The sequence below is a fragment of the Catellatospora sp. NPDC049133 genome (assembly GCF_040648455.1).
Lineage (GTDB): Bacteria > Actinomycetota > Actinomycetes > Mycobacteriales > Micromonosporaceae > Catellatospora > Catellatospora aurea.
On the sequence record NZ_JBEZDT010000001.1, the window covers coordinates 392,213 to 413,955 of the forward strand.

The window sequence follows — 21,743 nt, forward strand, 5'->3', positions numbered from 1 at the left end:
CGGTTTGCGGTCCAACCTATTAGACCGCCTCCGACGATCATGCGCTAGATATCAATTCCATGCCAACCGACACGCACGGTGCTGTCGGGTACCCGATAGCGTGTCTCGCCGTGACCACCGTCGACCCCCGCAGCGCCCTCAACCGCGAACGCCGAGACCTGTTCGGCTGGTTCGTGCTGGTGAGCATCGGCCTGCTCGCGACCTGGCTCGCGGTGCGCGCCGGAGCCCGGCTGGGCACCGCGAGCGCGCCGTTCCTGGGCCGCTACCGCTTCGAACTGTCGCCGATGTCGTTGCTGGCGCCGATCGTCGCGGTGGGCGTGCTCGGCGCCGCCTGGCGCGGCTGGATCCATCGACTGCCGTGGTGGGCGGTCAGCACCGGTGCGACGGTGGCGTTCTTCGCCTGGGCCGTCTCGCTCGCGCTCGTCGACGGCGCGGACGGGCTGACCCGCTCGCTGACCCCGGACAGCTACCTCGGCGACGTGCAGGAGGTCGGCGACGACCCGCTCGCGTACCTGCGCAGCTTCACCGACCGGTCGGCCGAGCACACCGCCGCCACGCGGGGCCACCCGCCCGCGCCGGTGCTGGTGCTGTGGGCCGTGCAGCGGCTCGGGGTCACCGACCATCTGGCGCTGGCGCTGCTGGTGACCGCGATCGGGGCGCTGTCGGTGCCGATGGTGCTGGCCGCGGTGCGGGACATGGGCGGCGAGGCCGCCGCGCGGCCGTACGCGCCGGTGCTGGCGCTCGCGCCGTACGCGGTGTGGACCGCGGTGTCGATGGACGCCGTCGTGGCCACCATCGGCGCGGCGATGACGCTGGCCGGGGTGCGGGCCACCCGCCGCCACGGCTGGCGTGCGGCGGCCTGGGCGGTGCTGGCCGGGCTGCTGCTGGGCACGGCCGCGCTGTTCTCGTACGCCGTCGCGTGGCTCGGGCTGTCCGTGGTGTTCCTGAACTTCGCCCGGCGACGGGCCGCCCTGAACATGTTCGCCGGGCTCGGGGTGCTGCTGCCGGTGCTCGGCGCGGCCAAGCTGGGCTTCACCTGGACCGACGGGCTGGGCACGGCGTACGCCGATTTCGCCGCGCGCATCGAGCCGCACCGCTCGGCGCTGTGGTGGGGCCTGATCAGCGTGTGCGCGCTGCTGCTGGCGGTCGGGCCGCCCATCTTCGCGAGCCTGCGCAAGGTGCGCAACACCCCCGGCTGGCCGTTCCTGGTGGGCGCGTCCGGGGCGGTGCTGTTCTCGGTCGGGGCGGGGCTGGCCCGGGGCGGGGTGGAGCACGCGTGGCTGCCGTACTTCCCCTGGCTCACCATCGCCGCCGTCGCTCCCGAACGTCCCGGCGGCGACCCGGTCCCCGCTCCCCTGCTGCTCGTCGGCGTCGGCGCCCTCTCCGCGATGATCATCGAGGCCGTCCTGTCGACGCCCTGGTAGCGGGCCTGAGATGTCAAGAAGGGCACCTTCTGCAACGCATAGCGTCAAGCCGAGCTGCTGCTCGTCTCAATGACGCGAGCCGACGGTGCCCTTCCTTTGCCTCAGGCGAGTTCGACGAGTTCGAGGAGGTCGTCGGACCAGGCGTCCTCGTCGCCGTCGGGCAGGAGGATGGCGCGGTCGGGTTTGAGGGCTGCTACGGCACCGGGGTCGTGGGTGACCAGGACGATCGCGCCGGGGTAGCGGGCGATGGCGTCGAGGACCTGCTCGCGGCTGACCGGGTCCAGGTTGTTGGTGGGCTCGTCGAGCAGCAGCACGTTCGCGCCGGAGCAGACCAGGGTGGACAGGGCCAGGCGGGTCTTCTCGCCGCCGGACAGCACGCCCGCGGGCTTGTCCACATCGTCCCCGCTGAACAGGAACGCGCCCAGGATGCGGCGCAGCTCCGTGTCGGTCTGCTCGGGGGCGGCCGAGCGCATGTGGTCGAGGATGGTTCGGTCGACGTCGAGGGTCTCGTGCTCCTGGGCGTAGTAGCCCAGGCGCAGGCCGTGGCCCGCCTTGACCTCGCCCGTGTCCGGCTGCAGGATGCCGGCGAGCATGCGCAGCAGGGTGGTCTTGCCGGCGCCGTTGAGGCCCAGGATGACCACGCGGGAACCGCGGTCCACGGCGACGCCGACGTCGGTGAAGATCTCCAGCGATCCGTACGACTTGGACAGTCCCTCCGCGGTCAGCGGGGTCTTGCCGCAGGCCGCCGGGGTGGGGAAGCGCACCTTGGCAACCTTGTCGGTCGCGCGCACCTCGTCCAGGCCAGAGATCATCTTCTCGGCGCGCTTGGCCATGTTCTGCGCCGCGATCGTCTTGGTGGCCTTGGCGCGCAGCTTGTCGGCCTGCGCCATGAGCGCGCCGGCCTTCTTCTCCGCGTTGGCCCGCTCGCGCTTGCGGCGGCGCTCGTCGGTCTCCCGGGCTTCCAGGTACGTCTTCCAGCCCATGTTGTACGCGTCGACGACGGAGCGGTTGGCGTCGAGATACCACACCTTGTTCACGACCGCCTCCAGCAGCGAGGCGTCGTGGGAGATGACGATGAGGCCGCCCTTGTGCCCGGCGAGGAAGCCGCGCAGCCAGGTGATGGAGTCGGCGTCGAGGTGGTTGGTCGGCTCGTCGAGCAGCAGGATGCCGCCGCCGGTCTCCGAGGCGTCGCGGAACAGGATGCGGGCCAGTTCGACACGGCGGCGCTGGCCACCGGACAGCGTGCCCAGCGTCTGCTGGAGCACCCGGTCGGGCAGGCCCAGGTTCGAGCAGATGCGGGCGGCCTCGGCCTCGGCGCCGTAGCCGCCGAGTGCGGAGAACTGGTCCTCCAGCTGGCCGTAGCGGCGCATGAAGCGCTCGTCGTCGGCGAGCTTGCCCTCCAGCTCCTTCATCTCGTTGCGCAGCACGTCCAGGCCGCGCGCGGAGAGCACCCGGTCGCTGGCGGTGATGTCCAGGTCGCCGGTGCGCGGGTCCTGCGGCAGGTAACCCACCGGCCCGCGACTGTCGATCTTGCCGGCGTACGGGGAGCCCTCGCCGGCGAGGACCTTGAGCGTGGTGGTCTTGCCAGCCCCGTTGCGCCCGACGAGACCGATACGGTCGCCGGGCTGCACGCGCAGGGTGGTGTCCCCCAGCAGGATGCGCGCGCCCGCGCGTAGTTCCAGACCGGTGGCCGTGATCATGAATTGCTCCCAGGTCAGGGGTGGGCCACCGGGTGGCTTCGGGAAGGAGCCTCCAGTCTACCGAGCACCCCGACCCGCCCTGCCACGGCATTTACCCCGGAGACGACCTGTTTTGGGTGTGATTCGCCACAAAACTGCCTACGCTGGCGAACGTGAGCATCAACGAAAACGCCGAACTCGACCCGTCACAGGTCGAGGACATGCGCGGCGCCGGGGGCGGGCGCGGCGGAGGCGGCTTCAACTTCCCGCCCATGGGCGGCGGAGGCGGCGGGGGCGGCGGCATGGGCGGCGCGGGCTGCCTCGCGGGGCTGCTGCCGCTGCTCATGCGCAGCAAGATCGGCATGGCGGTGCTGCTGGTCGGCGCGCTCTGCGTCGGTTTCCTCATCTGCACCGGCGGCGGCTCCAGCCTGTTCAGCGGCGTCGGCGGGCTCACCCCCCAGCAGCAGGGCCAGCAGCCCGGGCCCAACGACGTCAACAGCACCACGCTGGCGCAGCAGTGCGACAAGTCGAACCCCAACCGGTTCGACAACCCGGCCTGCCGCAACCTGCTCTACATCAACTCGATCCAGGCGTACTGGCGCTCCGCGATGCCGCAGTACCTCGGCCAGCAGTACCAGCCGGCGACCACCCGGTTCTTCACCGGCTCGGTCGACACCGCCTGCGGGCCGGCCACCGCCGGCGTCGGCCCGTTCTACTGCCCCGGCGACAACCACGTCTACATCGACCTGAGCTTCTACGACGAGCTGGCCAGCCGGTTCGGCGCCAAGGGCCAGTTCGCCCAGGCGTACGTGCTCGCCCACGAGTACGGCCACCACATCCAGACCCTGCTCGGCACCGAGGCGCAGGTGCGCCGCGCCCAGCAGCGCGACCCGGCCAACGCCAACAAGTACTCCGTCGCCATGGAGCTGCAGGCCGACTGCTACGCCGGGGTGTGGGCCAACTCCGCCGCCAAGACCACCGACGCGACCGGCCAGCCCCTGTTCAAGTCCATCACCCAGCAGGACATCGACCAGGCCCTGGAAGCCGCGGCGGCCGTCGGCGACGACGCCATCCAGCAGAAGGCCACCGGCCGCATCAACCAGGAAGCCTTCACCCACGGCTCCTCCGCCCAACGCCAGCAATGGTTCAACCAGGGCTACCGCACCGGCGACCCCCGCCAGTGCAACACCTTCGCCGGCTGACGGCGCCGTTCGAGATCATCCGACTTGCCAGGCAATCGGGCGTATCGCGGTTCAAGATACGCACAGGTGCCAGGCAAGTCGGATGATCTTTCCGTTACGGGACCAGGTGGATGCGGATCGCGTGGGCGGCGGGGATGGCCTCGACGAGGACGGCGTGGCGGGGTTCGGGGACGTCGAGGAGGCGGTCGTGGCGGAGCGGGAGCAGGGGGGCGAGGCGGCGGTCCGTGAGGATCTCGTCGACCGTGGACCGGTCGCCGCCGCAGACCAGGGCCGCCATGCTGTCCGCGTACGGCAGCAGGATGCGCGCGGCGATGTCGGCGGCGTCGCGGGCCGCGCCGGACGCCTGGTTCTCCCGGCGGCGGGCGTAGCGCTGCTGCGACCAGCCGCCCGCGGCGGTGCGGCCCTGCACGTAGAACGTGTCCACCTTGGAGCTGATCAGCTCGTCGCCGTCGGCGACGCCGACCGCGACCGCGTTGCGCCGGGCCAGCAGCAGCCCCAGCCGCCGCGGCACGGCCAGCGCCTCCAGCAGCGCGTCCACGTCGGCGACCGGGCCGACGCCGGGCGGCGGCAGCAGCTCGGCGGTGTCCCCGTTGGCGGCGACCAGTTTCAGGCCCTCCTCCTCGGCCCCGTCGTGGCGCGAGTAGAAACCGTCCAGCCAGCGGCGCAGCCGTCGCGGTTCGACGTCGGCCCAGCGGCCCCCGCCCGCGGCGGGTTTGGCGGGCATCAGCCCACCAGGGCGTTCAGCGCGGCGTCCACATCGGCCTGCGTGGTGTACGCGTGGAACGAGGCGCGGATCCGGCCGTTGCGCACCGCGGTGCGGATGCCCGCGGCGGCCAGCTTGGCGTCCGCGCCGGGCACATCCACGGTGACGATGGCGCTGTCGCCGGGCGGCAGCCCGAGGCCCGCCAGGAAGCTGTTGGCGAGGCCGACGTCGTGCGCGTGGATCGCGGGCACGCCGATCTCCTCGACGATCTCCAGCGCGGGCGCGGTGCCGACCCAGGCGTGCCAGGCGGGCGAGATGTCGAAGGCGCGGGCGTCCTTGGCCAGGCGCAGCGGCAGGCCGTAGTACGAGCTGTGCACGTCCTCACCGGCGTACCAGTTGGCGGCCAGCGGGCGGGTGCGCTCGCGCACCGCCGGGTTCAGGTAGACGAAACCGGTGCCGCGCGGCGACATCAGCCACTTGTACGCGACGGTCACCACCACGTCGGCCAGCGAGCCGTCGAACGGCAGCCAGCCGCAGGCCTGCGTGGCGTCCACGACCACCAGCGCGCCCGCGGCGCGGGCCGCGGCGACGACCGCCGCGTAGTCGACGACCGCCCCGTCCGACGACTGCACCAGCCCGAACGAGACCACGTCCACGCTCGCGTCGATGCGCTCGGCGAGCCGGTCGGCGGGCGCGGTGCGCACGGTCACGCCCCGGTCGGCGTGCACCGCCCACGGGAAGACCGCCGAGGTGAACTCCAGCTCGGGGACCAGCACGGTCGCGCCGTCGGGCACGGCCGCGGCGACCGGGGCCAGCAGCTGCGACACCTGCGCGCCGACCGCCACGTCGGCCGCGTCGACCCCGATGATCCGGGCGTACGACTGCCGGGCGCGCTCGGTCGACTCGCCCCATCCCTCCCACGAGGTGCGGCCCGCCCGCCAGTCGGCCAGCGCCGCCTGCATGGCGTCCCAGGCCCGGTCCGGTGGCAGCCCGAAGCTGGCCGTGTTCAGGTAGCCCGGCTCCGCGGACCACAGGGAGGCGAGGTCGATACTGTCCATGATTCGCAGTATTCCACCGGTGGTGGGCGATCACCGCAGGCCAATACACGGGAGGTGGCATGGCGTCGGGAGCCGTCGAGCTGATGGCGCGGCTGGACGAGCGGCTGGCCGCCGCCGCCGACCCCGTGCGGGCCACCGCGATGCGGGCGTACATGCGTGACCGGTTCCCGTTCCTGGGCGTGCCCGCCCCGGCGGTGCAGCAGGTGCTACGGGCGGCGCTGGCCGGGCAGCCCCGCCCCGACGCGGCGACGCTGCGTGAGGTCGCGCTGACGTGCTGGACGCGCGACGAGCGCGAGTACCAGTACGCCGCGTGCGTGCTGCTGCGCCGGCACGCCCGGGTGCTGGACAGCGGGTTCCTCGACACGGCGCGGTGCCTGATCACCGGGAAACCCTGGTGGGACACCGTCGACGCGCTCGCCGCGCACGTGGTCGGCCCGCTGGTGGCCCGGGACCGGGGTCTGGTCACGACGATGGATGCCTGGGCGGCCGACGACGACCTGTGGCTGGTGCGCACGGCGATCCTGCACCAGCTGACGTACAAGGCGGCCACCGACGCTCCGCGGCTGCTGCGCTACTGCGCGGCGCAGGCCGGGCACCCGGACTTCTTCGTGCGCAAGGCGATCGGCTGGGCGCTGCGGGAGTACGGCAAGACCGATCCGGCGGCGGTGCGCGCGTTCGTCGCCGCGCACGCTGCCGAGCTGTCCGGGCTGTCCCGCCGGGAAGCGCTCAAGCACCTGAGCTGACCAGCGCCGTTGTGGTAACCAGAGGTGTGCAGGAGTCCCGCTCGCTGGTCCGGCTGACGGCGTACACCGACGGAGTCGTCGCGATCGCGCTGACCCTGCTGGTGCTGCCGCTGGTCGACACCGCCCGCGACGCGCAGACCGAGTCGGTCCGCGACCTCGTGCGCGAGCACGCCGGTGACTTCGCCGCGTTCGTGATGTCGTTCGCGGTGGTGTCGCTGTTCTGGATGGTGCACCGGCGGGTGTTCGACAACCTCGTCGACGTCGGCGAGGGCATCATGCTGCTCAACAGCATGTGGCTGCTGGGCGTGGTGTTCCTGCCGGTGCCCACGGCGGTGCTGACGTACGAGGTGAACCAGGGGCGCGGGGCGACCCTGCTGTACATGGTCAACCTGGTGTTCATCGCGCTGAGCGGCCTGCTGCTGTCGCTGCGCATCCGCGATCGGGTGCCGCTGCAGCGCCCCGGGCGGGCCGAGGCGGTGGATCGTGCGGTGCGCCGGGGCGTGATCGCGACCAGCGCCATGGTGGCCACCCTGGTCGCGGCCCTCTTCCTCGCCAACCTGGCGCTGCCGCTGCTGGCGCTGATGCCCCTGGTGCAGGCCGCGGCGGAGCGCCGAGCCCACCGCCACCACCCCGGAGCTGCTACCGACCACCGGAAAGGTTAGGAGGGGCACCTTCTACAACGCATGGCGATGTGAAGGTGCCCTTCCTTGCTAGAGGGACTGGCGGAGGAGGGCGAGGAGCTCGGTGCCGTCGGCGACGGTCGCGTCGGGGGTGTTGTCGCCGACCTCGCGGGGCTCGCCCTCGGGCATGAGGATGGCGGCGCCCACCCCGGCCCGCCGGGCGCACACCACGTCGCGGTGCGGCTGGTCGCCGACGTACCAGCAGTCGGCCGCGGCAACGCCCAGGTCTCGCGCGGCGGCCCAGATCATGCTCGGATGCGGCTTGTACACGCCCAGCTCGTCGCTGTAGATCTGGGCGGCGATCGCGCCGGTCAGCCCGAACTCGTCGAGCGCCTCGCGGTGCGCCTGGCCGCAGGGCGTGTTGCTGACCACGGCGACCGGCATGCCCCGGCCCACGGTGAAGTCCAGCAGGTCGGCGATGCCGGGCCGCAGCCGCCAGTCGTCGCGCCGCGCCCACTGCCTGGTCAGGTCGCTGGCGTGCACCAGCACCGTCGCGCGCGCCACCGCCGGCCACTCAACGGCGATGAGCTCCCCCCAGAGCTGCTCGTGGCTGATCTCCAGGCACTCCTCGGTGTTCTCGCGCATCCGCGAGCGGGCCTTCTTCGCGCTGTCCAGCGCGTCGCGGATCTCCTGCTCGCCGACCGCGCCGCCGGTGAGCCGGTGGACGCGCCGGACGAGGTCGGCGTGCCGAGGGGTGGCGTCCTCCGGGAGGGGTGACCGTCCGGATTCGACGATCACCCCACCGAAGTCGAGCAGCAGAGCGGAGGGGGTAGGCAGCATGGGCCTACTCTGCCACGACGAGCGCCACGGCGAGGACCGAGATCACCAGGCTGGACACCAGGGCCGTGACCAGGCGTCCCCGGGGCGTGGCGAGCACCTTGCCCACCAGCGCGCCGCCCGCGGCGACGGTCAGCTGCCAGCTCGCCGAGGCGAGGAAGGCCGCGGTCACGAACACCGCGCCCTCCGGCCCGGTCAGCCCGTCCATCGCCTGCTGACCCCCGAGGACGAGCGCGCCGAAGTACACGATCGTCATCGGGTTGAGCAGGGTCAGCCCGAGCAGTGCCAGGAAGGCCCGGCCCGGGGTGTCCAGCAGTTTCGTCTCGCGGGCCCGCGCCGGGTCGCGGTAGTGCCGGATCGCGCTCCACGCGGTGTGGCCCGCGATGTAGAGCAGCACGGCCACCGCGATCCAGCGCAGCGGAGTGGAGATCGGTTCGATCCAGCGGGCCAGGGCGGCTCCGCCGAGAACGGCGACAAGGGCGTAGATCCCGTCGGCGGCCGCCACGCCCAGTGCGGCGGCGGCGCCGATCCGCAGCGAGGTGCGGGCGGTGAGGCTCATCAGCAGCAGCGCGATCGCGCCGACGGGCACGGCTACGCCGTACCCCGCCAGCAGACCGCCCACGAGGGCGGCGCTCACGACTGCGGGCGGCTCGTTCCGGCCACGGGCCCACGCTGCTGTCGACGCCGTCCTTCCGCCGAAGCGGACAGGGGCGCGAGGCGCAGGCAGGTAGTCGTCATGCGCAACATTCTGGGCCTTGCCGATCCTGCCTGCGACCTGTTTTCTCGTCGATGTCTCAGGCCCCGGTGCGGTGCCGGATCCACACGTTGGGCTCGACGTACACGGCCCAGTCGTGCTCGGCGTCGACGTGCACCGGGGTGAGCGCCTTCGGCACGTGGACCGGCCCGGTGGTGTCGAACGGCAGCCCGGTCCACTCGCGCCATTCCGCACAGGTGCCCGGGATGACCATCGACCGGGTGGCGATCTTCTCGATGACGCCGCCCGCGCGCACGTGCACGCGCAGCCACGGGTCCACGGGCAGGCCGTCGTCGCGCGTGCGGTACGCGTACGACGTCATGGGCTCGTCGGGGTCCTTGGCCCCGTTCGGCCGCACCGGCGCGACCAGGTCCGCGAAGCCCAGCCGGGCCGCGTTGTCCCGCATCGCGGCCAGCATCAGCGCGGACAGCCCGGTGCCCTGCCGGTCGGGGCGCACCGCGATCTCGATCGCGGAGACGATGTTCGGCTTGTCCCCCGCCACCCGGGCGCGCACTGCCCGGCGCAGCGCGCCGTCCCAGCCGTCGATCGGCAGCTCGTCGCCCTCGGGCAGGAAGAACGGCACGCTGTGGCCCTTGGCGACGAGCCGGCCGGGCTCGTCGGGGTCCTCGGCGACCAGGATGTACTCGGGCCACTGCTCGGTGCACAGGCCGTAGTAGAGGTTCGAGATGGGGTCGTGGCGCATGAACTCGGGCCAGACCGTGGGCATGTCCCACAGGGCGTCGACGAGGTCGGGGCGTTGGTCGAGGGTGGCGATGTGCATGACCGCGAGCCTCCTCCGCCTGCCGGTGGACGATCAACCGCATTATCTCGCGAGTTCGGTGGACATCACCCGGCGAACGGCCGCGACCACCACCCGCCCCGGGAACCGCTCACCCGCGACCTGCTCCGCCCGCGCCAGGGCGGCCCGCATCCGGGCCGGTTCGGCGTCGCGCAGCACCGCGACGAACCACGCCTCCAGCAGCGTGGGGTCGTCGGGCAGGACCAGGTCACGCGGGTCGGGCGGCTGCGGGGCCCGCGGTGGCAGGGGCACACCCCCGGTGGCGTACGCGCCCGGCGGCAGCCCCACGCGGTACGGGTGCACGCAGGTGGGCGCTCCGGTGGACCCGTCCACCCGCCACCCGATCGCGGGCTCGTAACGGCTGTCCGGCCCCGGCCGCGCGACCACGTCGAACCGCCCCGGAGCCAGCTCCTGCGCCGGACACACCGCACACGTCCATGCCTGCAACTCCGCCGACGGCCCCTCGGGCACACTCCCCACGCCCCGAGCGTAGGCGGCCGGCCATGATCACTCGACTTGCCCGGCAGGTGGGCGAATCATGAAGCGTGATACGCCCAGGTGCCAGGCAAGTCGGATGACCTTGGGGCGGGTCGCGCGAAAAGGGCGCCCACCTCACGGGTGGGCGCCCTTTCGGGGACGTCGGTCAGACGTTGAAGCCGAGCGAGCGGAGCTGGTCGCGGCCGTCGTCGGTGATCTTGTCGGGGCCCCACGGCGGCAGCCAGACCCAGTTGATGCGCATGTCGTTGACCAGGCCACCGCCGGGGCCGGTGCACAGCGCGGCGCGGGTCTGCTCCTCGATGACGTCGGTCAGCGGGCAGGCCGCCGAGGTCAGCGTCATGTCCAGGGTGGCGACGTTCTCGTCGTCGATGTGCACGCCGTACACCAGGCCCAGGTCGACGACGTTGATGCCCAGCTCGGGGTCCACGACGTCCTTCATGGCCTCGCGGACGTCGTCCACCTCGGCCTTCTTGCCGGACTTCGGCGCGGCGGCCTCGACCGGCGCGGCCTCGGCGCGCACGGACTCCACGGCGCTGTCGACGATGTCGGTCTCGCTCATCACACTTCCTCCTTCTCGAGGGCGACGGCCTGCGCGACCGCGTCCTTCAACGCCATCCAGGACAGCAGCGCGCATTTGACCCGCGCGGGGTACTTGGCGACGCCGGCGAACGCGACCGCGTCCCCCAGCACCTCCTCGTCGGGCTCGACCTGGCCCTTGCCGCCCATCAGCTCGACGAACGCGGCGTGCACCGCGAGCGCGTCGTCGACCTTGCGGCCGTTGAGCAGCTCGTACAGCACGCTCGCGGACGCCTGGCTGATGGAGCAGCCCTGGCCGTCGTACGAGATGTCGCTGATGGTTTCCCCGTCCAGGGCGACCCGGAGGGTGATCTCGTCGCCGCAGGTCGGGTTGACGTGGTGCACGTCGGCCGCGAACGGCTCGCGCAACCCGCGCCCCTGCGGGCGCTTGTAGTGGTCCAGGATGATCTCCTGGTAGAGCTGGTCGAGCTGCATGACTAAGCGAAGACCTTCCGCACCTGATCCAGGCCGCGCACGAGCGCGTCGACCTCGTCGGTCGTCGTGTAGAGGTAGAACGAGGCCCGGGTGAGCGCGGGCACGGAGAACCGGTCGCAGATCGGCTTGGCGCAGTGGTGGCCCACCCGCACCTGCACGCCGAGCGAGTCGAGCACCTGGCCCACGTCGTGCGGGTGGATCCCGTCGAGCGTGAACGAGATGGTCGCGCCGCGTCCGACCGGCACCCGCGGACCGTAGATGCGCAGGCCCGGCACGGTGTCCAGGGCGTCCAGCGCGTACGCCGTCAGCTCCTTGTCGTGCCAGGCGATCGCGTCCATGCCGATCTCGGTCAGGTAGTCGATCGCCGCGCCCAGCCCGACCGCCTGCGCGATCGGCGGGGTGCCGGCCTCGAACCGGGCCGGGGCCGGGGCGAAGGTCGAGCCGGTCATCTTCACCGTCTCGATCATCGACCCGCCGCCCAGGAACGGCGGCATGGCGTTGAGCAGCTCGCCGCGTCCCCACAGCACGCCGATGCCGGTCGGGGCCAGCATCTTGTGCCCGGTGAACGCGATGAAGTCCACGTCGTAGTCGACGACGTCCATCGGCAGGTGCGGCACCGACTGCGAGCAGTCGAGCATGAGCAGCGCGCCGACCTCGCGCACCCGCGCGGTGATGCGCGAGGTGGCGTTGACGGTGCCGAGCACGTTCGACATGTGCACGATCGAGACGATCTTCGTACGCTCGTTGACCAGCTCTTCGAGGTTCGACTCGTCGAGGCGGCCGGCCTCGGTCAGGCCGAACCACCGCAGCGTCGCGCCGGTGCGCTCGCAGAGCAGCTGCCACGGCACGATGTTGGAGTGGTGCTCCATCTCCGAGATCACGATCTCGTCGCCGGGGCCCAGCCGGAAGCGCTCGTCCCGCGCGTGCGGGCCGAACGCGTGCGCGACCAGGTTCAGCGACTCGGTGGCGTTCTTGGTGAACACCACCTCGTCGACGCTCGGCGCGCCGATGAACGCGGCGACCTTGGCGCGCGCGCCCTCGTACGCCTCGGTCGACTCGGTGCCCAGCGTGTGCACCGAACGGGCCACGTTGGCGTTGTGCTCGGCGTAGTACCGGGCCACCGCGTCGATGACCTGGCGCGGCTTCTGCGAGGTGTTGCCGCTGTCGAGGTAGACGAGCGGGTGACCGTTGACCTCCCGGCCCAGGATCGGGAAGTCGGCGCGCACGCGCTCCACGTCGAAGCGCGGCTTGTCGTCGTACTGCGGCATCCCGGCCGGGATGGTCAGGGCGGTCATCTTCTGCTCAGCTCCCTCAGGCAGCCGCGACGGCCGCGTCGGCGTCCGCCCCGTAGCGCGTGTAACCCTCGGCCTCGAGCTTGTCCGCCAGCTCCGGGCCGCCCTCTTCGACGATCTTGCCCGCGACGAACACGTGCACGAAGTCCGGCTTGATGTAGCGCAGGATCCGGGTGTAGTGCGTGATCAGCAGCACGCCGCTGTCGTTGTTCTCCTTGACGCGGTTCACGCCCTCGGAGACGACGCGCAGCGCGTCGACGTCCAGGCCGGAGTCCGTCTCGTCGAGGATCGCGATCTTCGGCTTGAGCAGCTCCAGCTGCACGATCTCGTGCCGCTTCTTCTCACCGCCGGAGAAGCCCTCGTTGACGTTGCGCTGGGCGAAGGCGGGGTCCATGCCCATCTTCTCCATCGAGCCCTTCAGCTCGCCGGCCCAGGTGCGCAGCTTGGGGGCCTCGCCGTCGATCGCGGTCTTGGCGGTGCGCAGGAAGTTGGCCACCGACACGCCGGGGACCTCGACCGGGTACTGCATGGCCAGGAACAGGCCCGCGCGGGCGCGCTCGTCCACGGTCATCGCCAGCACGTCCTGGCCGTCCAGGGTCACCGTGCCGCCGGTGATCTCGTACTTCGGGTGGCCCGCGATCGAGTAGGCCAGGGTCGACTTGCCGGAGCCGTTGGGGCCCATGATGGCGTGCGTCTGGCCCGACTCCACGGTCAGCGTGACCCCGTGCAGGATCGGCTTGAGCTCGCCCTCGGGCAGCTTCACCGACACCTGAAGGTCGCGGATCTCCAACTTGCTCATCGGGTCACTCCATTGCTTGGCGTCATGCTGACGTAGACATCACCGTCACGGACTTCGACGGGAAAGACGGGTACGGGTTCGGTGGCGGGCAGGCCGGTCGGCTCACCGGTACGAAGATCGAAACGCGAGCCGTGCAGCCAGCATTCCAGCGTGCAGCCGTCGACCTCGCCCTCGGACAGCGCCACGGCGGCGTGCGAGCACTCGTCGTACGCGGCGTAGAAGCCGTCGTCCTCCGCGTGCACCACCACCACCGGCGTGCCGGCGAGGTCCACCGCGAGCGCCGCACCCTTGGCGACCTCGTCGGCGGCACAGGCCCTAACGAAATCGGTCACGATCCCGCCTTCTCCAGCCGCTCCTCGATCGCCGCCCCGAGGCGCTCGCGCAGGTCCTCGGCCGGGATCTTGCCCAGCAGCTCGGCGAAGAAGCCGCGCACGACCAGCTTGCGGGCCTCGGCCTCGGGGATGCCCCGGGCCATCAGGTAGAACAGCTGCTCGTCGTCGAAGCGGCCGGTCGCCGAGGCGTGGCCCGCGCCGACGATCTCGCCGGTCTCGATCTCCAGGTTCGGCACCGAGTCGGCCCGCGCCCCGTCGGACAGCAGCAGGTTGCGGTTGACCTCGTAGGTGCTGGTGCCGGTCGCCTGGTCCTGGATCAGCACGTCGCCGACCCAGACCGTGTGCGCGCCGTCGCCCTGCAGCGCGCCGCGGTAGCCCACGTACGAGCGGCAGTCCGGCACCGAGTGGTCCACCAGCAGGCGGTGCTCGATGTGCTGCGCGCCGTCGGCGAAGTAGAGCCCGTAGAGCTCGGCCTCGCCGCCGCGGCCGGTGTAGTCGACGCTGGTGAACTGGCGCACCAGATCACCGCCGAGCGACACCTGCACGTGCAGGATCTTCGCGTCGCGGCCGAGCTTGACCTTGACGTGCTGCGCCTGCACCGCGTCGGCGGCCCAGTCGGCGACCGTGACCAGGGTCAGCTTCGCGCCGTCGGCGACCGCGATCTCCACGTTGTCGGCCAGCGTGACGCTGCCGGTCTGCTCCAGCACCACCGTGGCCTCGGCGAACGCGCCGACGGCCAGGTAGGTGTGGGCGGCCGCCGCGCCGTCCGCGCCGTGGCCGTTCAGCCGCAGCAACACCGGCTCGGCGAGCACGGTCTCCTTGGCGACCTCGACCAGCAGCGCGTCGGCGGCGTTCTCGTACGCCCAGGCGCTGATCCGGTCGAACGGGGTGAGCACCCCGCCGATGCGCGCGTCGGAGCGCGACACCGTCGACACGGTGACGCCCGCGGGCAGCTCGCCGTGCTCGTGCTTGGGCGCGGCCACGGCGGTTACGTCCCCGGCGGCCAGGCCGCGCAGGCGCTTGAGCGGCGTGAAGCGCCACTCCTCCTCGCGTCCGGTAAGTGCCGGGAAGTCGGCCACGTGGAACGAGCGCAACGCCTGCGACTTGGTCTTGGGCGGTGCGATAACTTCGGTGCTCATCAGCCGACGGCGCCTTCCATCTGCAGTTCGATCAGTCGGTTCAGTTCCAGCGCGTACTCCATCGGGAGTTCCTTGGCGATGGGCTCGATGAAGCCGCGCACGATCATCGCCATGGCCTCGTCCTCGGACAGGCCCCGGCTCATCAGGTAGAAGAGCTGGTCGTCGCTCACCTTGGAGACGGTCGCCTCGTGGCCCATCGCCACGTCGTCCTCGCGGATGTCGACGTAGGGGTAGGTGTCCGAGCGGGAGATGGTGTCGACCAGCAGCGCGTCGCACTTGACCGTGCTCTTGCTGTGGTGCGAACCCTCCATGACCTGGACCAGGCCGCGGTACGAGGTGCGGCCGCCGCCCCGGGCGATCGACTTGCTGATGATCGTGCTGGAGGTGTGCGGGGCCGCGTGCACCATCTTGGCGCCGGCGTCCTGGTGCTGGCCCTCACCGGCCATGGCGACCGACAGGACCTCGCCCTTGGCGTGCTCGCCGACCATGAACACGGCCGGGTACTTCATGGTGACCTTGGAACCGATGTTGCCGTCGACCCACTCCATGGTCGCGCCCTCGTGGCACACGGCGCGCTTGGTGACCAGGTTGTAGACGTTGTTCGACCAGTTCTGGATGGTCGTGTACCGGCAGCGCGCGTTCTTCTTCACGATGATCTCGACGACCGCGCTGTGCAGCGAGTCCGACGAGTAGATCGGCGCGGTGCAGCCCTCGACGTAGTGCACGTACGCGCCCTCGTCGACGATGATCAGGGTCCGCTCGAACTGGCCCATGTTCTCGGTGTTGATCCGGAAGTAGGCCTGCAGCGGGATCTCCACGTTGACGCCCGGCGGCACGTAGATGAAGGAGCCGCCCGACCACACCGCGGTGTTCAGCGCGGCGAACTTGTTGTCGCCCACCGGGATGACGGTGCCGAAGTACTCCTTGAACAGCTCCGGGTGCTCCTTGAGCGCCGTGTCGGTGTCCAGGAACAGCACACCCTGCTGCTCCAGGTCCTCCCGGATCGCGTGGTAGACGACCTCGGACTCGTACTGCGCGGCGACACCGGCCACGAGGCGCTGCTTCTCCGCCTCGGGGATGCCGAGCTTGTCGTACGTGTTCTTGATGTCCTCGGGCAGGTCTTCCCAGCTCGCCGCCTGCTTCTCGGTCGAGCGCACGAAGTACTTGATGTTGTCGAAGTCGATGCCCGACAGGTCCGCGCCCCAGTTCGGCATGGGCTTGCGGCCGAACAGGCGCAGGCCCTTCAGCCGCAGGTCGAGCATCCAGTCGGCTTCGCTCTTCTTCTCCGAGATGTCGCGCACCACGGCCTCGTTCAGACCGCGCCGTGCGTTGCTCCCGGCCAGGTCCGGGTCGGCCCAGCCGTACTCGTACTTGCCCAGGCCAGCGAGCTGGTCCTCGGTCGTGGTGATCTGCTCGGTCATGAGTCCGTCCTCATCGTGACGCCATCGTGGATCTGAACAAGTTCGGTCCGGCCCGCCGGAGCCGGCGCGCCACCTGGCGGCGCTCCGGGACGGGCCAACTTCGGAGGTATGTGAGTGGTGCACACCCCGTCGCCGTGCGCGATCGTCGCGAGCCGCTGCACGTGCGTGCCGACCAGGCGACCGATCACCTCGGTCTCGGCCTCGCACAGCTGCGGGAACTCGGCGGCGACGTGCGCGACGGGGCAGTGGTGCTGGCACAGCTGCCCGCCGGTGGCGATCGTGGACGCGCTCGCAGCGTATCCCTGGGCGGTCAGCGCCTCCGCGAGCGCCTCCGCGCGGGCGAGAGGATCATCACCCGAGTCGCGTACGGCGTCCTCGCAGCGCTGCTCCAGCGAGGCGATCTGGGCCGCGGCGAAGGCGGCCACCTCGCGCTCGCCGCCGCGCTCGGCGATCCAGCGCAGCGCGGCCGTGGCCAGCCCGTCGTAGGCGTGCCGGCCGAGCCCGTCGCGGGCGGCGTCGGTGAGCGAGAAGACCTTGGCGGGGCGTCCCCGGCCGCGCGGGCCGCGGATCACCTGCTCGCGGGCGCTGACCAGGCCCTCGGCGTACATGGCGTCGAGGTGGCGGCGCACCCCGGCCGGGCTGAGACCGAGTTCCTCGCTCAGCGCCGCCGCGGTCGCGGGGCCCTGAGCGAGCAGTTCGATCACCCGGCCGCGCGTGGCAGGATGGCCCACGCGGCGGTCGGATGCCTCTGTGATCACCCCGCCCTTTTTCACTACACCAGTGTTACTTATTTAGTTCGACGTGCGCAAACCGCCCCCGGCGTGACCCCTGACACCCAGGCTGCCCTAACTCGGCGCGTCCGGAACACGCGCCTACCATCGGTTCGTGCGTGATGTCGAGACCGTCGAAGCAGCCGGATTCGTGCCCCGGGTAACCCGGGTCCTGGAGCGAGTGCCGGGCGCTCGGCACCTGCTCGACGCCGAACCGGTGACCCGCCGACGGCTGGCCCTGGCCGGGCTCATCGGCAACATCGGCATCGTGATCACCGGCGGCGCCGTCCGGCTGACCGGTTCCGGCCTGGGCTGCCCGACCTGGCCCAAGTGCACCGAGGACTCGTACACCGCCACCAAGGCGATGGGGATCAACGGCGCGATCGAGTTCGGCAACCGGCTGCTCACCTTCGTGCTGTCCGCCATCGCCATCCTGCTCGTCGTGGCCGTGTGGCGGCACGCCCGGCTGCGCCGCCCCGCGGTGATCCTCGCCCTCGGGATCCCCGGGCAGGGCGTGGTCGGCGGCATCACGGTGCTCACCGACCTCAACCCGTACGTCGTCGGCCTGCACTTCCTGCTGTCCGCCGCGATGATCGGCGGCTCGTACCTGCTCTGGCGGCGCACCGCTCCCCTGCCCGCCGAGCCCGCCGCGGACCGGCTGCGCCCGCTCACCTGGGCGCTGACCGCCGCGTCCGCCGTCGTCATCGTGATCGGCGTCGTGGTCACCGGCAGCGGCCCGCATGCCGGCGACGAGAAGGCGCACCGCACCGGCCTGAACCCCGAGATGATCTCGCAGCTGCATGTGGACGCCGTCTTCCTGATGCTCGGCCTGGCCGTCGCGTGCTGGTTCGCCGCCCGCGCCGTCGGCGCCCCGGCGATGGCCCGCACCGGCGCGACCCTGCTGGCCGTGCTGCTGGCCCAGGGCGTGATCGGCTTCGTGCAGTACTTCACCCACCTGCCCGCCATCCTGGTCGGCGCGCACATGGCCGGGGCCTGCGCGGTGTGGGTCGCGACGCTGGCCGTGGTCTGGCGCACCGGGTTCGACGCCGCCACGGGTGATGGGAGCGCGTCCAGTGTGACCAGCGACGAAACGAACCGGACATTGGTCACCGTCCGGTAACCGCCAGATTCCGATCCGGTCGTCAACCGGTCGCGCGAGGGCCTCACGGACCGCCCGTCGGAGCGATGATGACGGGGTGCCCACCTCTCTGCGCCGCGCGCCGCAGGCCCACCCCGAGGACTCCCTTCCCGGCGTGGTGACCCGGACCTTCACCACCACCGGCGACCTCGACTACTGGGCGAGCGTCCGGCACGCCGAGAGCGCCGCGCACGTCGCCGAGGAACTGGCCACCCTGGTGCGCACCGGCCGGCCCGCCGTCGCCCGCGAACCCCTCGCCCACGCCGTCGAACTGCTGCTGAGCACCCTCGACCACGCCGACGACGCCTCCGGCGCCCTGGACAACCTGCTCAACCGCCTGCTGGCCACCCACGCCGAAGCGTGCCGCCAGTCCCCGCCCGACCCCGTCGACCTGGCCGACTGGCTGGTCACCGTGCAGTTCGACACCGGCCGCTGGTGCCCCGTCGACATCTGGGCGTACGGCCCCGCCCTCGGCCCCGGCGGCCTGGACCACTACCGCGCCGTGGTCCGCCGCCGCTGGGCCGCCGACCCCGGCGACCTGTCCGCCCGCGACGCCGTAGAACGCCTCGCCCGCTGGGAACGCGACGTCCCCACCCTCATCGAGGTCATCGGCGGCGACCTCAAACACGCCGCCCAGTACGGCCGCCTCGCCCGCGCCCTCGCCGACATCGGCGACCCGCTCGCCGCCCGCTCCTGGGCCGAACGCGGCCTCGCCGCCCACCCCGACGACCCTCCAGGCGCCGGCCTCCGCGACTTCCTCTCCCGCACCCCCCACTGACCCGATTGGTTCGGCCGGGGCGTCGACCACACCAAGATCGTTCGATTTGCCAGGCACGTGGGCGAATACGGCGTCAAGATACGCACAGGTGCCAGGCAAGTCGGACGATCTTGGGCGGACTGCGGCGGCCACGCGGTGGAGCGGGGCGCCGCGACGGCGCGGGGCCGGGTCAGATGGCCCAGCAGATGGCGGCGGCCAGCCGGGCAGCCGAGCCCTCGTCGTGGAGCATGAAGACCGACGGCTCGGTGAGTTCCAGTTCGATGAGCAGCGGGTTGCCTCGCTCGTCGGGGATGAGGTCGACGCGGGCGTAGACCAGGCCGGTGGGGAGGGTGGCCACGACGGCCTCGCCGACGGCGCGCTCGGCGGCGGTGGGCACCCGGGGCGTGATCTCCTCGGGCTTGTACAGGGTCTCCAGGCCCTCGTCGGGGCCGGTGAGCATGGGGCCCTTGCGGATGGCGTGGCTGTAGGCCAGGCGGCCGGTCTCCGGGTCGGCGAAGAAGAGCAGGGCGGTCTCGCCGTACGAGTCCACGGCGGGCAGGTACGGCTGGATCATGGTGATCCGGCCGGCGGCCTGGAGGCGGCGGACGTGGGCGACGGCCTGCGCGGCGTCACCGGGGCCGTAGCGGCCGGTGTCGCGGCTGCCCGCGCTGACCGCGGGCTTGATCACGTACTCGCCGTCGCCGGACGGGGGCGTCCAGGTGTCGCCGGGAGCGAGGAAGGTCGTCGGGGTGACCGGCAGCCCGGCCGCGGCCAGCTCGGCGAGGTAGCGCTTGTCGGTGTTCCAGGCCACCGTCCCGACCGGGTTCACCAGGCGGGGCACACCGGCAGCCCAGGCGAGGAACTCGTCGTGGCGCTGCGCGTAGTCCCACGGGGAGCGCAGCACGACCAGGTCGTACGCGGACCAGTCGGCCGCGGGGTCGTCCCAGACGACCGGCGAGGCGTCGACGCCCAGGGCCGCCAGCGCGGGCAGCACCAACTGGTCGTCCGCCTCCAGCAGCGGAATCTCGGCGCAGGTCACGATCGCGACGCGCGGGCGCCCTCCGGCCGGGGTGGAACCTGCTTCAGAAACCAGGGCGACCCGGGCCTGGGCCCGGGTCGCGTGGTCAAGGGATGTGCTCACAAGATCCGAATATAACGCGGGATCTGAAAGAACCTCAGCGCGCCATGACTCGCTTGGACATGGAACGCCAGAGGTCGTTCGTGGGGCGCATGAGCTCGATCAGCTCGCGCTCCCACTCGTTCTCCACGGTGATGCCGGCCTTCTCGCAGGCGGCTCGGGCGATGTCGGTGCTGGCGGCCATCCGGTCGCCCCATGCCCCGTCATTGCCCACCAGCACGATGCGCGCACCGCGCCGTCCGACGTACTCGACGACTCCCTTCGCTCCCCCGTGCTCGCTCGCGAAAGCGCGCAGGCCCGCCACAAGCGTGGCGGTGGGGTGCTCGATGGTCGTCGTCGTATCTGAACCTTCTGCCATGCCAAGCACGATAAGCAGAACGGGTGTCCTGTGGAGGGATGGTGATGAGCTTTTGTGATTCCTGTTACGTGATCGCAACCCGATGTACAGAGATCGACTGTCCGGGTTCGCCCGGAAATAGCATCGTCAATGCGTCACAGAACGGACAGAAATCAGTCAGCTGGCCGACACTCGTTACCGAAAAAGGGCGTGTCCGGCCGAAACAGGTAAGAACCGCTCAGATGAACACGTCGACCGCGGTGGCCACGAACACGATCGTGAGGTACGCCGTGGACCAGTGGAACAGCCGCATCGGCTTGACGTCCTCACCCTTGACCGTGCGGCTGTACAGGCCGTGGGCCTCCAGGATGAAGAAGCCGCCGCAGATCAGCGCGGGAACGCCGTACACCGACGACATGCCCAGCGGCCACACCGCCAGCGACACGGCCACCGTGAGCCAGGAGTAGACCACGGATTCGATCGCGACGCGACGCGGGGTCGCCACCACGGTCAGCATGGGGATGCCGGCCTTGGCGTAGTCGTCCTTGAACCGGATCGCCAGCGCGTAGAAGTGCGGCATCTGCCAGAAGAAGACGACGCCGAACAGCAGCCAGGCCGCCGGGGCCAGCGAGTTCGTGACCGCGGCCCAGCCGATGAGCACCGGCATCGCCCCGCACACGCCGCCCCAGAAGGTGTTGTGCGGCGTGGTGCGCTTCAGCCACGCGGTGTAGATCACGTCGTAGTAGACGATCGCCGCCACGGTCAGCGCGGTTGCCAGCCAGTTGGTGAACGCCGCCATCAGCACGGTCGAGGCGACCGCGAGAGTGAGGCCGAACACCAGGGCGTTCTTCGGCGAGATCTTGTGGGTGACCAGCGGGCGGCGCGAGGTGCGGCCCATCAGCGGGTCGATGTCGCGGTCGATGTAGCAGTTGATCGCGTTGGCCGCGCCGGCCGCGAACGAGCCGCCGACCAGCACCACCAGCATCAGCCAGATCGACGGCAGCCCCTGCGCGGCCAGCATCATCGCCGGGATCGTCGTGATGAGCAGCAGCTCGACGATGCGCGGCTTGGTGAGCGACACGTATGCCCCCACCACGGCCCATCTGGCCTTGCGCTGCTGCAGCAGCGCGGCACGGGCCACCGCGCCCGGCTGGACCGGGATCGCGGCGGTGCGGGGGGACGGGAGATCTACGGTGGCCGCCTCAGGCGACTCTGCGGCGAGCGTGCTCACCCGCAACAGGGTACGGCAACGCTGGTCAACCCCTGCGGGCGCGCCACCACGCGCGGAATGG

General features: G+C 71.3%; 24 protein-coding genes. 6 read left to right on the forward strand and 18 right to left on the reverse strand.

Translation table 11 applies throughout. The features are described from left to right. Positions 1-110 precede the first annotated feature (110 nt). On the forward strand, positions 111-1,424 hold the full coding sequence (locus AB0B35_RS01800) for a hypothetical protein (RefSeq protein ID WP_361039474.1): 1,314 nt from the start codon (positions 111-113) through the stop codon (positions 1,422-1,424). 101 nt (positions 1,425-1,525) lie between these two features. On the opposite strand, the gene AB0B35_RS01805 is transcribed toward AB0B35_RS01800, so the two are convergent. Beyond that, a complete protein-coding gene (locus AB0B35_RS01805; RefSeq protein ID WP_361039477.1) occupies positions 1,526-3,124 on the reverse strand; it encodes an ABC-F family ATP-binding cassette domain-containing protein in 1,599 nt (532 codons plus the stop codon). A 152-nt stretch (positions 3,125-3,276) separates the two neighbouring features. On the opposite strand from AB0B35_RS01805, the gene AB0B35_RS01810 reads away from it, so the two are divergent. Beyond that, positions 3,277-4,305, forward strand: coding sequence for a neutral zinc metallopeptidase (locus AB0B35_RS01810; RefSeq protein ID WP_361039480.1), 1,029 nt, complete (start codon positions 3,277-3,279; stop codon positions 4,303-4,305). A gap of 94 nt (positions 4,306-4,399) precedes the next feature. On the opposite strand, the gene AB0B35_RS01815 is transcribed toward AB0B35_RS01810, so the two are convergent. After that, entirely contained in the window at positions 4,400-5,032 is a 633-nt protein-coding gene (locus AB0B35_RS01815; protein ID WP_361039665.1) for an acVLRF1 family peptidyl-tRNA hydrolase, read from the reverse strand. Then, positions 5,029-6,066 carry an aminotransferase class V-fold PLP-dependent enzyme gene (locus AB0B35_RS01820; RefSeq protein ID WP_361039482.1) on the reverse strand — a complete coding sequence of 346 codons (1,038 nt, stop codon included), beginning with the start codon at positions 6,064-6,066 and terminating at the stop codon, positions 5,029-5,031. Before AB0B35_RS01820 ends, AB0B35_RS01815 begins: the two co-directional genes overlap by 4 nt. Before the next feature lie 59 nt (positions 6,067-6,125). Between AB0B35_RS01820 and AB0B35_RS01825 the strand changes: the two genes are divergently transcribed. Both AB0B35_RS01825 and AB0B35_RS01830 read left to right on the forward strand, forming a co-directional pair. Further along, on the forward strand, positions 6,126-6,809 hold the full coding sequence (locus AB0B35_RS01825; protein ID WP_361039485.1) for a DNA alkylation repair protein: 684 nt from the start codon (positions 6,126-6,128) through the stop codon (positions 6,807-6,809). Positions 6,810-6,820: 11 nt separating this feature from the next. Beyond that, on the forward strand, positions 6,821-7,471 hold the full coding sequence (locus AB0B35_RS01830) for a TMEM175 family protein (RefSeq protein ID WP_361039487.1): 651 nt from the start codon (positions 6,821-6,823) through the stop codon (positions 7,469-7,471). 48 nt (positions 7,472-7,519) lie between these two features. Here AB0B35_RS01830 and AB0B35_RS01835 read toward each other — a convergent pair whose 3' ends face one another. The 12 genes from AB0B35_RS01835 to AB0B35_RS01890 form a co-directional block, all read right to left on the reverse strand. After that, a complete protein-coding gene (locus AB0B35_RS01835; RefSeq protein WP_361039490.1) occupies positions 7,520-8,269 on the reverse strand; it encodes an HAD family hydrolase in 750 nt (249 codons plus the stop codon). A gap of 4 nt (positions 8,270-8,273) precedes the next feature. Beyond that, positions 8,274-8,903, reverse strand: coding sequence for a LysE family transporter (locus tag AB0B35_RS01840; protein ID WP_361039493.1), 630 nt, complete (start codon positions 8,901-8,903; stop codon positions 8,274-8,276). Between the two features lie 157 nt (positions 8,904-9,060). After that, positions 9,061-9,801 (reverse strand): N-acetyltransferase, encoded by a 741-nt coding sequence (locus tag AB0B35_RS01845; protein WP_361039496.1) that lies wholly within the window; start codon positions 9,799-9,801, stop codon positions 9,061-9,063. A gap of 42 nt (positions 9,802-9,843) precedes the next feature. Next, positions 9,844-10,299, reverse strand: coding sequence for a hypothetical protein (locus AB0B35_RS01850; protein WP_361039498.1), 456 nt, complete (start codon positions 10,297-10,299; stop codon positions 9,844-9,846). A gap of 163 nt (positions 10,300-10,462) precedes the next feature. Next, the gene (locus tag AB0B35_RS01855) at positions 10,463-10,876 is read right to left on the reverse strand and encodes a metal-sulfur cluster assembly factor (RefSeq protein ID WP_361039501.1); all 414 of its coding nucleotides are present in this window, start codon (positions 10,874-10,876) and stop codon (positions 10,463-10,465) included. Further along, complete coding sequence (gene sufU, locus AB0B35_RS01860) at positions 10,876-11,328, reverse strand: Fe-S cluster assembly sulfur transfer protein SufU (RefSeq protein ID WP_120315971.1); 453 nt, start codon at positions 11,326-11,328, stop codon at positions 10,876-10,878. The genes AB0B35_RS01855 and sufU overlap by 1 nt, the downstream gene beginning before the upstream one ends. A 2-nt stretch (positions 11,329-11,330) precedes the next feature. After that, positions 11,331-12,623, reverse strand: coding sequence for a cysteine desulfurase (locus AB0B35_RS01865; RefSeq protein WP_360529182.1), 1,293 nt, complete (start codon positions 12,621-12,623; stop codon positions 11,331-11,333). A 16-nt stretch (positions 12,624-12,639) separates the two neighbouring features. Then, positions 12,640-13,419, reverse strand: coding sequence for a Fe-S cluster assembly ATPase SufC (gene sufC, locus AB0B35_RS01870; RefSeq protein WP_155386815.1), 780 nt, complete (start codon positions 13,417-13,419; stop codon positions 12,640-12,642). After that, complete coding sequence (locus tag AB0B35_RS01875; RefSeq protein WP_360529186.1) at positions 13,416-13,751, reverse strand: non-heme iron oxygenase ferredoxin subunit; 336 nt, start codon at positions 13,749-13,751, stop codon at positions 13,416-13,418. Before AB0B35_RS01875 ends, sufC begins: the two co-directional genes overlap by 4 nt. Then, positions 13,748-14,890 (reverse strand): Fe-S cluster assembly protein SufD, encoded by a 1,143-nt coding sequence (gene sufD, locus AB0B35_RS01880; protein WP_360529189.1) that lies wholly within the window; start codon positions 14,888-14,890, stop codon positions 13,748-13,750. Before sufD ends, AB0B35_RS01875 begins: the two co-directional genes overlap by 4 nt. Further along, positions 14,890-16,311 (reverse strand): Fe-S cluster assembly protein SufB, encoded by a 1,422-nt coding sequence (gene sufB / locus AB0B35_RS01885; protein ID WP_360529192.1) that lies wholly within the window; start codon positions 16,309-16,311, stop codon positions 14,890-14,892. Before sufB ends, sufD begins: the two co-directional genes overlap by 1 nt. Continuing rightward, a complete protein-coding gene (locus tag AB0B35_RS01890) occupies positions 16,308-17,084 on the reverse strand; it encodes an ArsR family transcriptional regulator (RefSeq protein WP_361039504.1) in 777 nt (258 codons plus the stop codon). The genes sufB and AB0B35_RS01890 overlap by 4 nt, the downstream gene beginning before the upstream one ends. A gap of 178 nt (positions 17,085-17,262) precedes the next feature. Between AB0B35_RS01890 and AB0B35_RS01895 the strand changes: the two genes are divergently transcribed. After that, a complete protein-coding gene (locus tag AB0B35_RS01895; RefSeq protein WP_361039667.1) occupies positions 17,263-18,201 on the forward strand; it encodes a COX15/CtaA family protein in 939 nt (312 codons plus the stop codon). Between the two features lie 76 nt (positions 18,202-18,277). Next, the gene (locus AB0B35_RS01900; protein ID WP_361039506.1) at positions 18,278-18,997 is read left to right on the forward strand and encodes a hypothetical protein; all 720 of its coding nucleotides are present in this window, start codon (positions 18,278-18,280) and stop codon (positions 18,995-18,997) included. Positions 18,998-19,166: 169 nt separating this feature from the next. Here the strand turns inward: AB0B35_RS01900 and AB0B35_RS01905 are convergent, their stop codons facing one another. From AB0B35_RS01905 to AB0B35_RS01915, 3 genes are all read right to left on the reverse strand, one after another. Then, the gene (locus tag AB0B35_RS01905; protein ID WP_361039670.1) at positions 19,167-20,069 is read right to left on the reverse strand and encodes a hypothetical protein; all 903 of its coding nucleotides are present in this window, start codon (positions 20,067-20,069) and stop codon (positions 19,167-19,169) included. An 82-nt stretch (positions 20,070-20,151) separates the two neighbouring features. After that, entirely contained in the window at positions 20,152-20,472 is a 321-nt protein-coding gene (locus tag AB0B35_RS01910; protein WP_360529201.1) for a hypothetical protein, read from the reverse strand. A gap of 217 nt (positions 20,473-20,689) precedes the next feature. Continuing rightward, positions 20,690-21,592: a heme o synthase gene (locus AB0B35_RS01915; protein WP_360529602.1), complete on the reverse strand. Its 903-nt coding sequence runs from the start codon at positions 21,590-21,592 to the stop codon at positions 20,690-20,692. Positions 21,593-21,743 lie beyond the last annotated feature (151 nt).

Excerpts from the sequence above, each read along its gene's own strand:
- AB0B35_RS01805 (WP_361039477.1), bottom strand. The coding sequence starts at position 3,124 with ATGATCACGGCCACCGGTCTGGAACTACGCGCGGGCGCGCGCATCCTG.
- AB0B35_RS01820 (WP_361039482.1), bottom strand. The coding sequence starts at position 6,066 with ATGGACAGTATCGACCTCGCCTCCCTGTGGTCCGCGGAGCCGGGCTAC.
- AB0B35_RS01825 (WP_361039485.1), top strand. The coding sequence starts at position 6,126 with ATGGCGTCGGGAGCCGTCGAGCTGATGGCGCGGCTGGACGAGCGGCTG.
- AB0B35_RS01835 (WP_361039490.1), bottom strand. The coding sequence starts at position 8,269 with ATGCTGCCTACCCCCTCCGCTCTGCTGCTCGACTTCGGTGGGGTGATC.
- AB0B35_RS01845 (WP_361039496.1), bottom strand. The coding sequence starts at position 9,801 with ATGCACATCGCCACCCTCGACCAACGCCCCGACCTCGTCGACGCCCTG.
- AB0B35_RS01855 (WP_361039501.1), bottom strand. The coding sequence starts at position 10,876 with ATGAGCGAGACCGACATCGTCGACAGCGCCGTGGAGTCCGTGCGCGCC.
- sufU (WP_120315971.1), bottom strand. The coding sequence starts at position 11,328 with ATGCAGCTCGACCAGCTCTACCAGGAGATCATCCTGGACCACTACAAG.
- AB0B35_RS01865 (WP_360529182.1), bottom strand. The coding sequence starts at position 12,623 with ATGACCGCCCTGACCATCCCGGCCGGGATGCCGCAGTACGACGACAAG.
- sufC (WP_155386815.1), bottom strand. The coding sequence starts at position 13,419 with ATGAGCAAGTTGGAGATCCGCGACCTTCAGGTGTCGGTGAAGCTGCCC.
- sufD (WP_360529189.1), bottom strand. The coding sequence starts at position 14,890 with ATGAGCACCGAAGTTATCGCACCGCCCAAGACCAAGTCGCAGGCGTTG.
- sufB (WP_360529192.1), bottom strand. The coding sequence starts at position 16,311 with ATGACCGAGCAGATCACCACGACCGAGGACCAGCTCGCTGGCCTGGGC.
- AB0B35_RS01910 (WP_360529201.1), bottom strand. The coding sequence starts at position 20,472 with ATGGCAGAAGGTTCAGATACGACGACGACCATCGAGCACCCCACCGCC.